At 58.7% G+C, this 14,122-nt stretch carries 10 protein-coding genes and 1 pseudogene; 8 read left to right on the top strand and 3 right to left on the bottom strand.

Annotation, left to right across the window (positions count from 1 at the left end; all coding sequences use genetic code 11):
• Positions 1 to 276 precede the first annotated feature (276 nt).
• The 8 genes and pseudogenes from MOV76_RS14500 (at position 277) to MOV76_RS14535 (ending at position 10,214) form a co-directional block, all read left to right on the top strand.
• Positions 277 to 453, top strand: a complete 177-nt coding sequence (locus tag MOV76_RS14500; protein ID WP_247264744.1) for a hypothetical protein — start codon at positions 277 to 279, stop codon at positions 451 to 453.
• 9 nt (positions 454 to 462) lie between these two features.
• On the top strand, positions 463 to 1,413 hold the full coding sequence (locus MOV76_RS14505) for a glycosyltransferase (protein WP_247264745.1): 951 nt from the start codon (positions 463 to 465) through the stop codon (positions 1,411 to 1,413).
• Positions 1,410 to 2,510, top strand: a complete 1,101-nt coding sequence (locus tag MOV76_RS14510) for a glycosyltransferase family 4 protein (RefSeq protein ID WP_247264746.1) — start codon at positions 1,410 to 1,412, stop codon at positions 2,508 to 2,510. Before MOV76_RS14505 ends, MOV76_RS14510 begins: the two co-directional genes overlap by 4 nt.
• On the top strand, positions 2,504 to 3,646 hold the full coding sequence (locus MOV76_RS14515) for a glycosyltransferase family 4 protein (RefSeq protein ID WP_247264747.1): 1,143 nt from the start codon (positions 2,504 to 2,506) through the stop codon (positions 3,644 to 3,646). Before MOV76_RS14510 ends, MOV76_RS14515 begins: the two co-directional genes overlap by 7 nt.
• Positions 3,643 to 5,847, top strand: coding sequence for a polysaccharide biosynthesis tyrosine autokinase (locus tag MOV76_RS14520; protein WP_247264748.1), 2,205 nt, complete (start codon positions 3,643 to 3,645; stop codon positions 5,845 to 5,847). Before MOV76_RS14515 ends, MOV76_RS14520 begins: the two co-directional genes overlap by 4 nt.
• Positions 5,848 to 5,947: 100 nt before the next feature.
• Positions 5,948 to 7,051 (top strand): GDP-mannose 4,6-dehydratase, encoded by a 1,104-nt coding sequence (gene gmd, locus MOV76_RS14525; RefSeq protein WP_112907995.1) that lies wholly within the window; start codon positions 5,948 to 5,950, stop codon positions 7,049 to 7,051.
• Positions 7,044 to 8,134, top strand: a pseudogene (locus MOV76_RS14530) (GDP-L-fucose synthase family protein). The gene gmd and the pseudogene MOV76_RS14530 overlap by 8 nt, the downstream one beginning before the upstream one ends.
• Before the next feature lie 550 nt (positions 8,135 to 8,684).
• Positions 8,685 to 10,214 (top strand): aldehyde dehydrogenase (NADP(+)), encoded by a 1,530-nt coding sequence (locus MOV76_RS14535; protein WP_247264749.1) that lies wholly within the window; start codon positions 8,685 to 8,687, stop codon positions 10,212 to 10,214.
• 177 nt (positions 10,215 to 10,391) lie between these two features.
• Here MOV76_RS14535 and MOV76_RS14540 read toward each other — a convergent pair whose 3' ends face one another.
• The 3 genes from MOV76_RS14540 to MOV76_RS14550 are packed head-to-tail and all read right to left on the bottom strand — an operon-like array spanning position 10,392 to position 14,116.
• On the bottom strand, positions 10,392 to 11,276 hold the full coding sequence (locus MOV76_RS14540; protein ID WP_247264766.1) for an intradiol ring-cleavage dioxygenase: 885 nt from the start codon (positions 11,274 to 11,276) through the stop codon (positions 10,392 to 10,394).
• Positions 11,277 to 11,283: 7 nt separating this feature from the next.
• Entirely contained in the window at positions 11,284 to 13,038 is a 1,755-nt protein-coding gene (locus MOV76_RS14545) for an FAD-dependent monooxygenase (protein ID WP_247264750.1), read from the bottom strand.
• The gene (locus tag MOV76_RS14550) at positions 13,031 to 14,116 is read right to left on the bottom strand and encodes a branched-chain amino acid ABC transporter permease (RefSeq protein ID WP_247264751.1); all 1,086 of its coding nucleotides are present in this window, start codon (positions 14,114 to 14,116) and stop codon (positions 13,031 to 13,033) included. Before MOV76_RS14550 ends, MOV76_RS14545 begins: the two co-directional genes overlap by 8 nt.
• Positions 14,117 to 14,122: the final 6 nt, after the last annotated feature.

A 14,122-nucleotide genomic window follows, 5' to 3' on the forward strand; every position in this document is an offset into this window, starting at 1 on the left:
TCGCTCCACCCAAAGACTGTGTTGTGCGTAAGCCTTCAGCCGGCCTTTGCCCAAAAGACGGGTCTTCATATCCGCGCATAGCCCTTAAGAGCAGATGTTGCGCATGTCCGTTCACCGGTACCGTGGCAATGAATGTCTTGTGAAGCGTGGGGGGTAAGCCGCGGCTCCACTGGAATGGGGCAACAATTCTGACTGAGGCTCTCTCTGCAGTCGAAGCCTGAAAGGTTTAGGATTACTATGTTTCTGCGTCATGATCCTAGTTCTCTATGCGACACGATGGGCGCTCTACTCGTCGTGGCGATCTCACCGGCTCTGCGCGAGATGCTGTTCGGCCGACAAGATATTTTGGATATCACCATCGCCGAGGCTCCAAACCTTGATGGCTGCATAAAGGTCGACCTCTTAAGCAACTTTGCGCTGCTGTATGGCGGTGCATCGCCGCGACCCGCCTGAGAGCGCGTCATGGAGCGGCCGGCCCTCAGTGTCCTTATCAATAATTACAACTACGCTCGCTTCGTTGGGCGGGCGATAGACAGCGTGTTGAGCCAAGACGCGCGCAACGTCGAGATAATCGTCGTCGATGACGGCTCCACCGACCAGTCGCGGTCCGTCCTGGAAGCGTATGGCACCCGAGTGAAGCTGATCTTTCAGGAGAACGCAGGACAGGCCGCTGCGATCAATACCGCTGTGGGATCAAGCACGGGCGAGATCCTCTGTTTTCTGGATGCCGACGACTGGTGGGCGCCGAGCAAGCTGTCGGCGACGGCTGCAGCGTTCCGCGCCAACCCTCAAGCATCGCTCGTCTATCACCGACTGCAGCCAACGCTTGTCGATGGCACGCCGACTTCCAAGCCGATCCCTCGAAGCCTGTGTTCGGGCGCTTTGTCGCCGCTGCTCACGAGATCGGCTGGTTGGTGGCCTTTTCCGATGACGTCAGCCATCGCGGTACGACGTAGCGCATGGAATGCTGCGGGCAGCATTCCCGAGCAATTCCGCATATCAGCCGACGCCTGGCTCGTGGGGATCTATCCGTTTCTGGGGGACGTTATTGCCATGCCGGATTCGCTTGGATTCTACCGCATCCACAATAACAACTGGTATCGCGCGACCGAGGATGCGACCACGCTAAGGAGGCGGATGACGCACTGGCAGCATACCGTTGAAGCTACGAACCTGTTTCTCTCAGCCCATGAACTGCCGGCAAGACTACATCTGACGGATCACTATCCCTATCGCATCGCGTCGGCAAAGCTGCAGGGAGCCGATGCACGCACCCGATTCAAGCTTGCCGTCGAAGGCCTCTTCTTTGCCGGCGAACCGAACCTGCTCAGGCGGACGCGCGATAGTTTGCGCTCGGCGCGCGGCCTGTCACGGCTCGGTCTGGACGTCGGCTTGTCGGAGGCAGCGAAATGAAGGCGCTGCTATTGGTTTCCGAACTCGAAGACTATACCATCTCGTTTGCCAGCGGCGTTGCCCAACACCTAAACGTTGTGCTTGCCGTACCGCGCCGGCGCTATGCACATCTCGCCTCTTCCATCGATCCGGCTGTCGATCTGCACCTTCTGGACTGGCCGAGACACCGTTCTCTCTCCAATCCCTGGTTTCTGTACCAGCTTACACGTCTGATCCGGCGGGAACGGCCGAACCTCATTCATCTCCTCAGCAATTCTACACTTTGGCTGAACCTCGCCGTGCCGTTCTGGCGCCCGATCCCGCTGGTGACGACCGTTCACGACGTGGAAATCCATCCCGGCGATTCCGATACGCGCACACTGCCCGGCTGGGCCCCCGAATTGATGGTGAAACAATCCGGACATCTTGTCGTCCACGGCGAGGGACTGAAGCGGCTGGTCCTCGATCGATATTCAAAATCGCCGGACTGTGTCCATGTTCTGTCGCATCCCTCCATCCTTCGCTATGCGGAGCTCGCCCGGCGACAGAAGATGGCGCCGCGCGAAGCGGGTGGAACGATACGCGTCCTGCTCTTCGGACGGATTTTTGCCTACAAGGGCCTGGAACATCTGGTCCGGGCCGAGGCGATGCTCAAGGACGTACTTCCCAACCTGCGCATCACGGTCGCAGGCCGTGGCGACAATCCGATGATCTTCAAGCCGCTGATGGGGGATGCCGGCCGCTACGATATTCGCAATCGTTTTATCGAGGATACAGAGGTCGCCCAGCTTTTCCTGGACACCGACATCGTCGTGCTTCCCTACACGGAAGCATCCCAAAGCGGTGTGCTCAACCTTGCCGCTGCATTTGGCAAACCGGTCATCGTGACGGATGTCGGCGAGTTGCGGGGCACCGTTCAGCCCAATGGGTTGGGAATGGTGGTCCCTCCCGGAGATGCCAAAGAGCTCGCCGCAGCTATCAGGACATTGGCAGACAATAGCGAGCTTAGAAACAATTTCGGTGCCAATGCGCTCGAATGGGCACAAGGACCGAATTCGCCTGAACGGGTCGGCGCCCAGGCCGCGGCCGTTTATCGGGAGGTGGTCGGGTCATGCTGATGGAGGCCCTCACGGACAGGAGTCGCATGGCAGCACGGAGCGCGGCTAGCGTCCGCCACTATGTTGCGGGCGGCCGCGAGAACGGCGGCGGCATTGGCAGGCTGGTCGGCTATATAACAGAGACAGCGAAAGTGACCGGCGCGAAACACTTCGTCACCGATACCAGAGGGGCTCGGTGGTCCAAGGTGACGTCACCCGCACGCATGCTCAGCGCCATCCTGATGATGGCAAAGGACCGGATTGTTGCGCCAGCCCGCATTCACCATTTCCATATCGCTGGCCGCGGCAGCACCTACCGAAAACTGATCCTGACCGAGGCTGCCCGTTTGTTCGGGTGCTGCCACATATTACACCTGCACGACTACGACTACGCCGGCGACTTTGAGAAACGCTCGCCGCGCCAACAACGGCTCATACGTCGGATGTTTCAGAATGCCGATTGCGTTGTGGCGCTCGGCCGGCGCGATCGCATGACGCTGACGACACTTTTGGGCGTTGACGAGCGCCGCACGGTCGTTGCCCATAATTGCGTCCCCGATCCCGGGGCGCACAATATTCGCGTCGGTCAGACACCGTTGATCGTATTCCTTGGCCGGTTGAGCGAACGCAAGGGGGTCACGGAGCTTCTGTTGGCCCTGAGCCACCCGGTCATGAAAGAACTCCAGTGGCGAGCTGTGCTGGCCGGCGACGGACCTGTCGAGGATTATCGCCGTCAGGCTGACGCCATGGCGCTTTCAAATCAGGTAGAGATGCCCGGCTGGCTTGACGCCAGTGAGGCGCGGGCCCTGTGTGCACGTGCAGATATCCTGGTCTTGCCTTCGCACGCCGAAGGTCTGGCAATGGCTGTGCTCGAAGGGCTGTCCCACGGCCTCGCCGTCGTTACCACGCGTGTTGGGGCGCATGACGAAGTCCTTACCGACGGGGAAACCGGCATCTTCGTCCCAGTCGGAGACCAGGATGCCCTGGCTGCAGCCCTGGCGAAGCTGGTGACCGATCCAGAAATCTGCATCCGCCTCTCGGTCCAGGGGCGCGCACATTATCTCAACCATTTCAGCATGTGGGCCTATATGCGGTCGCTCGAGAAACTTTACGAAACCGTTTCCGCGAAACCTCAAGCAATGGTTGGCGCACGATGACGATTTCCACTGTTCCGCCGGACCGCAACCTTCCGATCTCACAGATGCGCTACGATCCTCGCTTTCAGGTGGAGACCAAGGCGGACAACTTCGACCTGGCATCCGTCTTCCGTCTCGTCCGGCGAAGAATGATCATGATCATCGCGATAACCGTTCTGTTCATGGCGCCCGCGGCGATTATGATCTTTGGGTTGGAGCCCACCTACCAGGGCTGGGCCCGGTTAATTGTCCACCAGCCCCTCGCAACATCACTTGATGCGGACGATGCCAGCCACAGTGATCTGCTTGACGCGAAATCGGAGACTGAACGGCTTCGATCCAGAAGCATCGCAGAGCGTGTTGTCCGCGAGCTGCATCTTGAAGTGCGGGAGGAATTCAATCCTGCGCTGCGGGAGATCTCGTTCATTGAAAGGGTCCGGGCCACGTTGCGCGGCCTGTTCGACACAAAAAAAACCACTCCGCCTGATCGGGACAACATCAACGCCATCATCCCGGAATATTTTAGGGCGCTCGGCGTGTGGCATGAAGATAAGAGTGACGTTGTCCAGATCAGCTTCAATTCGACTGATCCTCTACTCGCAGCCGCGGTTCCGAACCGGATCATCAGCATTTACCTCGATGAACGGAAGGGCAGTGTCGATGCCCGCCTGGAGACAGCGGGAGAATGGATCCGACAGCGCATCACCGAACAGCAGGCTCGCGCGGACATTTCTCGCGACGCTGCCCGCAACTACCAAGAATCGATGGACGTCGTCTCGAAAGAGGACGCTCAGGAGGAACGGATCAAGTCATTTCTAGAGCTCACTGGCCGGGAAGGGAAAATCGAAGAAAGCCGCGTTGAGGTAGAGGGGGTGATATCGGCGCTGGAAGCAGCGGATAAAGCTTCGGTCGTCGCACAGAATATCGTCGTCCCCGATAGCATTGCCATAAAGCAACGCGATCTTCGCGGACAGGAGCAGGATCTCGCCCGTCTTCTTGAGACATATGACGGCAATGCCGAGGCCGTGGTGGATTTACGTGGCGAGATCGAAAAATCCCGTGCCGATCTCGACCTTGCGACCAAGCAATATCTCCAGACAATGCGCGCGAAGCTCACCGCACTTGATCATGAAGCTGAAGGAGTACAATCCCGGTTGGTTGTTGCTCAAGAAAAACGCATACGCGATGCGCTGGTGCAGACGGAGTTGTCGCGACTGCAGAAAATCGCCGAAAAGGAACAAACGGCACTCGACAAGCTTGAGAACCAGCGCCGTGACCTCGCCGCGAAGGCCATGCTGCCGGGGGCGGAATTGGAAGTTTTATCACCGGCTACAGTGCCGCTCGCGCCGCAGGGACGTGGACGGCTTTTCTATCTGGTGGGTGCCCTCCTGGCTGCAATCTCGGGTGCCGTAACGGCTGCTTTCGTGATCGAAATGTCGGATCGGACGGTCCGGAGTTTCGACCAAGTAACTGCAATGGCGCGCACGATACCGGCTGGACTTATCCCGCGTCTGGCGCGGTGGGAAAATTCGAAAACGATGTTCGAACATATGCCGGTCCCGATGTTTGACGAAGCAATCCGTACCGTGGTGCTTTCACTCAAGCAGTCCAATGGCGGCAAGTTGCCGAACAGTATCGTCGTTACCTCGGCTCACAGCGGAGAAGGTAAGTCGCTGGTCGCGAGATCGCTGGCTATCGAACTTGCCGCCGCCGCAATTCCGGTGCTGCTGGTCGATGGCGACCTTCGGCGGGGAAAACTCGATTCGTTTTTCAGGTCGGGTCTAGTGCACGGACTGAACGAATTCCTGAATGGTCAGGCCGATATCCGCGATATCGTCTACCGCCATCCAAGCGGTATCGACTTCATTCCCTCTGGCAAATTCAGTCTCCAGCGCCGCACCCGTTCGAACGGCCTGGCAGAAATCATCGAGATGGCGGGGGCGGCCGGCCAGATTGTCATCTTCGACAGCGCGCCTGTGCTCGCCTCGACAGATACCGTGCATTTGACTGCCCTGGCGGAAAGAACACTGGCAGTCGTTAGATGGGGAAAGACGAGCCGCCGCGCGGTCGAGTTCAGCCTGCAGCAAATGAAAAGCTCGCGAAATTCGGAAATTGTTGTCGCGATCAACAATGTAAATCCCGCAAGGCACGCGTTGTATAATTTCAGTGACTCGGAAATGTTTTCGAAATCCCTGATGAAATACTACAAATTAAAATCATGAATACTTAGAATATAATGCACTAAACTCTCATTTTTGTGATATTGTGCGAACTACACAGCATCATATGCTTCTGCATTGGTATTCGAGTTGGAGGGCAATCATGGATACAGGAATGACAAAGAACAGAAAAGTCGCGCTGATTACGGGTATAACAGGTCAGGACGGTGCGTATTTGGCCGAATTACTCCTGGAGAAGGGCTATATTGTTCACGGCCTCAAGCGACGCTCATCATCCTTCAACACCAGTCGCATCGAGCATCTATACGAGGATCCCCATGTCGAGAATCCTCGCTTTATTTTGCATTTCGGGGACATGACTGATTCGACGAATCTCATCCGTGTTGTTCAGGAAACGCAGCCGGACGAGGTCTATAATCTCGCCGCACAGAGCCACGTTCAAGTCTCTTTCGAGACGCCGGAATATACTGCCAACGCAGATGGAACCGGCACCCTTCGGCTACTTGAAGCAATTCGCCTCTTAGGGCTGACCAGGAAGACCCGCTTCTATCAAGCGTCCACCTCAGAGCTCTACGGCAAGGTCCAGGAAGTCCCGCAGAGCGAAACGACGCCGTTCTACCCTCGATCACCCTACGCAGTGGCCAAGCTCTATGCCTATTGGATAGTGGTCAATTATCGCGAGGCATATGGCATGCACGCCTCGAACGGCATTTTGTTCAATCATGAAAGCCCGATCCGCGGCGAAACCTTCGTGACGCGTAAAATCACCCGGGCGGCGGCTGCGATCCATCTTGGGCTGCAGGAAAGGCTCTATCTCGGCAATTTGGATGCCAAGCGCGACTGGGGACATGCACGAGAATATGTCCGTGGCATGTGGCTGATGCTGCAACAGGACGAACCGGAGGACTATGTCCTTGCGACCGGCGAAACACACTCGGTTCGTTCCTTTGTTGACAAGGCCTTTGCCAAGGTGGGCATGCCGATTGAGTGGCGTGGGAACGGTGTTGAGGAAAAGGGATACGATAAGACATCCGGTCAGTGTGTTGTGGAGATCGATCCAGCTTACTTCCGTCCGACCGAAGTTGATCTTCTGATTGGCGATCCGACGAAGGCGCACACGAAGCTTGGCTGGAAACATGAGACCAGTCTTGATCAGCTGGTTACGGAGATGGTTCGCGAGGATCTGAAGGTCATGGCACGAAACGTGCCGTCGGTAGGCGTAACCAAAGGTTTTGCCTATGCCTGAAGTGATCTATAGCCTTGCCGGAAAAAGGGTCTATGTCGCGGGCCACCGCGGCATGGTAGGCTCAGCGATCGTGCGGCGTCTCGCTTCCGAGGGCTGCGAGATTTTGACGGCCACCCGCGCCGAGGTCGATCTCAGACGGCAGGACCAGGTGGAGGCCTGGATGAACAAGAACCGTCCCGACGCTGTCTTCCTGGCTGCTGCGAGGGTCGGCGGTATTCTGGCGAACGCTACTTATCCGGCCGACTTCCTTTACGACAACTTGATTCTCCAAGCGAACGTCATCCACGCAGCCCATAGAGCTCACGTCGAAAAACTGATGTTTCTGGGCTCGTCCTGCATCTATCCGAAATTCGCCGATCAGCCGATCGTTGAGGACTCACTTCTGACTGGATCGCTTGAGCCCACGAATGAATGGTATGCGATCGCTAAAATTGCCGGATTGAAGCTCTGCGAAGCTTATCGCAAACAGCACGGTAGAGATTTCATCTCGGCCATGCCTACCAATCTTTATGGTCCAGGGGATAATTTTGACCTCGGGTCAAGCCATGTCATGCCGGCGCTCATACGCAAGGCGCATGAGGCCAAGATCAACCAGCAGCAAGAGATATGCATCTGGGGGACTGGCACGCCGCGGCGCGAATTCCTGCATGTTGACGATTGCGCCGACGCCTGCCTCCATCTCATGAAGACCTATTCCGCCGAAAGTCATGTGAACGTAGGTTCGGGCGAAGACATTACCATCCTGGATTTGGGATATCTCGTCTCCAAGGTCGTTGGTTTCGAAGGCAAGATCACACGCGACCTGACCAAGCCAGATGGCACGCCACGTAAACTCTTGAGCGTCGACAAGCTTCGCACGCTCGGCTGGTCTCCTAAGATCGGTCTGAAGGAGGGTATCGCGGACGCTTACCGCTCCTTCCTGGATGGGCATTATCTCGAACGCAGCAACAGGCTATGTCCGGCGACTTGATCGGTCAAAGCGGCATCAGGTTTGAGAGAGCCAAAAATTCGACGCTGCACGCGCCCACTCTCTCTACAGTCGCACATCATCCCTCGCGCACAGCGAATTTGCGCGAGGAATAATAAGGTATTGTCTCGGGGGGGACGCACATGCTGGGGGAAGCAAATAATGCAACCAGTAGAAATTAGGATTGCAGCGTTAATTTTCCTAATAACCGTGTGGGCGATGATTATCAGAGCGGCAATGGATTTTTTCGCGGTCGAGATGCCGATATCCCTTATCGCGCTTTTACACGGATAGTCCACGTCGGATGGCTCCGCGAGATTACCTTCGGCTGGACTGTCGAACGACAATCGCTGCAGTAAAGTCGGCAGGCTTGGCCGCACCGCGTTCGAATCGCGTGGCCACTCTTTCCTGAAGCAGGGCGTTCAGTTCTTCCTCGCCGATCTTTGGCGCCGGTGGGTTTTCGACGAGGCGGTGAAACTCTCGATCGCTGAGCGATCTTGAAGGACAATATCGGAGGCTGAAAAAAGTATTACTTTTTGACCCCGTGACTTGGTTTTGCGGCGCTCTGAGACTATCTACATCCAGCCATCATCGTTGAAAGGTCCGCAAGCGATCTTTTAACGCGGACCTGAAGTGGTCCAGAATAGGTTTTCGAAAGGATGTATCATGAAAGTCTCCGGCGATCTTCTCATCGGCGGCGCGGTTCTGCGGGGCGGCGCAGCCAGCTTTTCCGCCACCAATCCCGCCAGCGGCTCGCCTCTGGAGCCGAGCTTTGCGGGAGCGACGAAAGATCAGGTGGAGCAAGCCACGGCTATCGCCTGGGATGCTTTTCCCATTTATCGGGAGACACCGCTGGAGAAGCGCGCGCTTTTCCTGGAGGCGATTGCAGAGAACATTCTCGAACTCGGTGACGATCTGATCCTGAGGGCAATGGACGAAACCGGCCTGCCGCGCGGGCGTCTCGAAGGCGAACGAACGAGAACCGTCGGCCAGCTGCGCCTGTTTGCGAAAGAGGTACGCGAAGGTGCATTCCAAGAACTCCGGTTCGATCCGGCCGATCCCGACCGGAAGCCTGCACCCAAGCCTGATCTTCGTCTTCGCAACGTGGCTCTCGGTCCTGTGGCGGTGTTCGGCGCTTCGAATTTCCCTCTTGCTTTCTCAGTCGCAGGAGGCGATACGGCCTCCGCCCTTGCCGCCGGCTGTCCCGTTGTCGTGAAGGCTCATTCCGCTCATCCCGGAACTTCGGCGCTTGTCGGCAGCGCCGTCCAGCAGGCGGTCGCAGCAAGCGGCCTTCCGGCAGGAACTTTCGCCTTACTGTTCGACGCTGGTTTTGAGGTTGGACAGATGCTGGTCGCCGATCATCGGATACGTGCAGTGGGCTTTACGGGCTCCCGGCGCGGCGGAACCGCGCTGATGAAGATTGCCTCGGAGCGGAAGCAGCCAATTCCGGTCTACGCCGAAATGAGCAGCATCAATCCCGTTATCCTTTTCCCGAACGCCCTGCGGAACAACGCGGAAGCGATCGGGAAATCGTTTGCGTCCTCCTTGACCTTGGGAGCCGGTCAGTTCTGCACCAATCCAGGCCTCATCATCGCAATCGATGGCCCCGGCCTCGACGCGTTCATAAACGCTGCCTCCGCAGCTCTTCAGGAATCGCCGGCTCAAACGATGCTCACCGGGGGGATATGCGAGGCCTATCGGAAGGGTGTCGCCAGACTGTCGGCCTCGCCTTCCGTATCGCAGCTGGCGACGGGAAAGCAGGGAACGCCGCAACAGGCAGCGGCGGCCCTCTTTGAAACGAGCTCGGCCTCCTTCCTGTCGGAGCCCGAGCTTCAGGAGGAGATATTCGGCGCAGCAGGATTGATCGTGCGTTGCCGAGATGAAGCAGATCTGCGCCAGGTCGTGAACTCTTTGGAAGGTCAATTGACGATTGCCCTGCACGTCCACCAAGACGACTTGTCGAATGCTGCGGAAATGCTTTCCCAGTTGGAGCTCCTGGCCGGTCGTCTCCTCGTGAACGGGTTCGGCACCGGCGTCGAGGTTTCTCCGGCGATGGTGCACGGCGGGCCGTACCCGGCAACGTCCGACGGTCGGTCGACTTCAGTCGGCACGCTGGCAATCTATCGGTTTTTGCGACCGGTTTCCTACCAGGACTTTCCACCTGAGTTGCTTCCGGCGCCACTTCAGAGCAGGTAGCTCCCAGCATCCTATCTCGTGAGGGAAACGAGGGGGCGACCTTTCGAGGAGCACCCTCCCACCCCGCGCGCGACCAAAGCTGCGGACATGGGCGGTTGGCCGAAGATGCCCGTCCGGACCTCACCGCGAGTGGGACTGGTCGCCGGTTTGGACGGGGCCGACTTGCGCCAAAAGATCCTACTCCTCCGGCCGAGCCAGCACGAAATCGTGCTCTACCTGCCAGAACTTAGCCAGGAAACCGAGCTCGTTGGCGCGTACCGGATCCTCAACCTGCTGGAACTTGGCAAGCAAGCTCTCCTTCACACCGAAGACGGCGTCAGAATGGATATACGGGTCGTCCGGATCAAAGATGTGTGTCGTGAGCGTCTCGAAGCCGTGGGCCTTGATGATGTAGTGCAGGTGAGCAGGCCTGTAGGGGTGGCGACCGAGCGCGCCGAGCAGCTCGCCAACCGGTCCATCGTCCGGGATCGGGTAATACTTAGGCTTGACCGCGCGAAACCAGTAACGGCCGTCCGCGCCGGTGCGAAAGACGCCGCGGAGGTTGAAGTCTGGTTGGATCCCCTTCTGCTGCACGTCGTAGAAGCCTTCGTCGTTGGCCTGCCAGACGTCGATCACAGCGTTGGCAATCGGCCTGCCATCAGTGCCGAGGATGTGGCCGCCGATGACCATGTCCTCGCCCTTCTGATCGAGGCAGATGTTGGCGCCCATCGGCAGTTCCGGCGCGTCGGCAACGTGAAACGGGCCAAGAACAGTGCTTTCGGAAGCCCCTGAGGGCTTGCGGTTATTGATGGCGTCGACCAGCATCGACACGCCGAGCACGTCCGACAGCAGGATAAATTCCTGTCGCCATTCGTTGCATGTGTGCCCTGTGCGGGTGAGAAAAAGGATTGCCTCCATCCATTCCTCCTGCGTCGGCTCAAGCTCCTTTACCGCCTCGTGCAGCTTGCGTGTTACGACCTCCATCACACGCTTCAGGCGCTGGTCTGTGGCGGTGGCGTTCCGGCTCGTCACCACCTCAACTGAGTTCTCCTCTGTGAAGAAACCCTTTTCATGTGCGTCAATCATGGCCTCATTTCCCTAAAACGGTGGTCAGCACGCGCTGCAGTTCGGCTGACGGATCGTCGACGATCGCCTCGCTTCGCCAGGCGATATGATGGTCGGGACGCACGAGCAGGACGCCACTGTCGCGGATTTCGCGCATATTCGCCCAGTCGCCGGTAAAGTCCTGCCAGGGCTGACGCGGACCGATCAGGTGTGCGGCTATATCGATGCCCCGTTCCTTCCCCAGGGTTCGGGCGGCCTCGATCCAGCCCTGCCCGCCAATGCCGGTGAGCACCGTGAACTTGCCGTGTCCGGCAAGGTCGAGCGTCGACAGCTTTTCACCTGTCGCGGAATAAACCCAGGCATGTGGAAGCCTTGCACCCGGCCAACTCGTCTGCTGGCAGTGCAGCTCCGGGTCTCTGGCGAACGCCGGCTCCGCCTGCCCATCCGTTACGATTGCGCCGGATCGATAGCGCTGGTTCATCTCGACGCCGTGGCAATCGAACTCATAGACCTTGTCGGCGATCGCCTTGCGGATGGCGGCGCGCTGTTCTTCAGCAGCAACCGTGTTGTTGCAGCGAGCATCCATGTTCTGCTGCATCTTAACCGGATCGATCGAATCAAGCAGGCCAAGCGCCTTGAAGATCGGCCCGAATTCTTCGATCGACTTGTTGGCGCGGGTGACGATCTGCTTGGCGACAGGCGCTCGCTCGTCCTGATAGCTATCGAGAAGTTTCTGGTCAGCGGTGCCCTTGAGGACGAAAGCCAGCTTCCACGCCAGGTTGAATGCATCCTGGATCGAGGTGTTCGAGCCGAGCCCGTTTGACGGCGGATGGCGATGGGTGGCGTCGCCCATGCAGAAGACGCGGCCGTTCGACATTGACGTGGCATACATGTTGTTGACGGTCCAGGTCGAGACCGACTTGATCGTCATCTCGAGATCCGGATCGCCGACCAGATCGCGCACGACCTTCTTCGCATGCGCTTCATCCACCGAAGGGGCCGGCTGATTGATGTCGTAACCCCAGACGATCAGCCACTCGTTCCACGGCCTTACCATGCGCACCAGACCCATGCCGATGCCGCCGACATCGGCGCCCGGCTGCAGCACCCAGTAAAGCACCGAGGGTCGATGGGCGACCAGTCGCGACAGATCGGCCTCAAACAGAATGTTCATCGAACCGGCGACGCCCATCTTGCCTTCGAATGTCAGGCCCGCATGTTCCGCAACCCTGGAATTGCCGCCATCGGCGCCAACCAGATATTTCGAGCGGACGGTGAACTCCTTGCCGGTCAGCCGGTCGAGACAGGTCGTCGTAACCCCGTCTTCATCCTGTACATGGCTTAGATATTCCGTCGACATGCGCGATTGGCTGCCGCGCGAACAGGCCGTCTTGTAGAGGAGCGGCTCCATGAAGGTCTGCGGCAGGTCATTCATAAGGGTCGGCGAGGACAGCTGGTGCTCGGCGCGCGACAGCGGATGTTTGCCCCAGCTTTTCATCCGGCCGATCTCCTCGCCGGTGAGCGAGGTGCAGAAGACGTTCTCACCCATCAGGTCCTGCTCGGCCGCGAACATATAGGCCTCATCCTCCACGTCGCGGCCGAGATCGCGCAGCACCTCCATGGTGCGCTGGTTGGTGATGTGGGCGCGCGGTGTGCTGGCGAGCCAGCGGTAGCGGTTGATCACCAGGTTCTCGACCCCGTAGGACGAGAGCAGGGCAGCGCTGGCGGAGCCTGCTGGGCCGGTGCCGATGATGAGTACGTCGGTGGTAATGTCAGCCATGAGGCCCTCCCCTATGCGTGAGATTGAGCGGCCCGCCCTTCAGGACGCGGCGAACCGGAAAAAGCTGGATGCCGGTGCGTTCTGAGAACAGTCCCCAAAGGCCGCGCGGCGCAAACAGCATGATGGCGATGCCGAGAAGACCCAGCATCAGCAGGTACCAGGAGCCGTAATCGGCCAGGAGGTTCTGCAGCAGAAAAAAGATGATGACGCCGAGGATCGGTCCCTCGATCGTGCCGATGCCGCCGATCACGACGATGAAGATGACATAGGCGGTCCAGTCGGTGACCGAGAAGGCCGCATCCGGCGAAATCCGCGCCTTCTGCACATAGATCAGCGCCCCGGCAATGCCTGTCATGAAGGCGGTGGCGAGATAGACCAGCGTCTTCATTCGCCGCGCATCGACGCCGACGGCGCGGGCCGCCTGCTCGTTGTCGCGCACGGCGGCGAGGCCAAGGCCCTGCTTGCTGCGCAGCAGCCCATAGATGAAGCCGATGGTCGCGACGACGAGGATCAGCGCCAGCCAGTAGGTCAGTGCATCGCCTGCCTGCGAGGCCTTCATGCCGAAGACATCGCGCATTACGCCGACACCCATCATGTCGCGGGCCGCATCCCGCGGCAACGAGGTGCCCGTGCCGCCGCCGAGCGCTTTCCACTGGGCCAGCAGCAACCGCACGACCTCTGCCACCACCCAGGTGCCTATGGCGAAATAGGGGCCGTAAAGCCGAAAGGTGAAGAAGGCTGTGGGAATGGCAAGGGCGACCGAGAACAGCCCGGCAATCAGGATTGCAACGACCGGATCGATGCCGAACAGGATGACGCAGCCGAACATCGTATAGGCGCCGAAGCCGACGAAGACCTGCTGGCCGACCGAAATCAGCCCGGCATAACCGGCAAGCAGGTTCCAGTTCTGCGCCAAGACCAGCATGGTGAGGATGAAGAACAAGTCCTGGATGATGCCGCGCGAGACGATGAAGGGTGCGGCGAAGGCAAGCAGCAAAAGGGCAATGATCGCCGCGGCGGACAATGTCGATGCCCTGGTGCGCGTTTCGACGGTGAAGGAGGGAATGGCCATGGTCATCGATGC

The organism is Rhizobium sp. PRIMUS64 (assembly GCF_023006465.1).
GTDB lineage: Bacteria > Pseudomonadota > Alphaproteobacteria > Rhizobiales > Rhizobiaceae > Rhizobium > Rhizobium leguminosarum.

Coding starts and splice junctions, on each gene's coding strand:
- MOV76_RS14545 (WP_247264750.1), bottom strand. CDS start 13,038: ATGGCTGACATTACCACCGACGTACTCATCATCGGCACCGGCCCAGCA.
- MOV76_RS14535 (WP_247264749.1), top strand. CDS start 8,685: ATGAAAGTCTCCGGCGATCTTCTCATCGGCGGCGCGGTTCTGCGGGGC.
- MOV76_RS14515 (WP_247264747.1), top strand. CDS start 2,504: ATGCTGATGGAGGCCCTCACGGACAGGAGTCGCATGGCAGCACGGAGC.
- MOV76_RS14550 (WP_247264751.1), bottom strand. CDS start 14,116: ATGACCATGGCCATTCCCTCCTTCACCGTCGAAACGCGCACCAGGGCA.
- MOV76_RS14500 (WP_247264744.1), top strand. CDS start 277: ATGGGCGCTCTACTCGTCGTGGCGATCTCACCGGCTCTGCGCGAGATG.
- MOV76_RS14520 (WP_247264748.1), top strand. CDS start 3,643: ATGACGATTTCCACTGTTCCGCCGGACCGCAACCTTCCGATCTCACAG.
- MOV76_RS14510 (WP_247264746.1), top strand. CDS start 1,410: ATGAAGGCGCTGCTATTGGTTTCCGAACTCGAAGACTATACCATCTCG.
- gmd (WP_112907995.1), top strand. CDS start 5,948: ATGGATACAGGAATGACAAAGAACAGAAAAGTCGCGCTGATTACGGGT.
- MOV76_RS14505 (WP_247264745.1), top strand. CDS start 463: ATGGAGCGGCCGGCCCTCAGTGTCCTTATCAATAATTACAACTACGCT.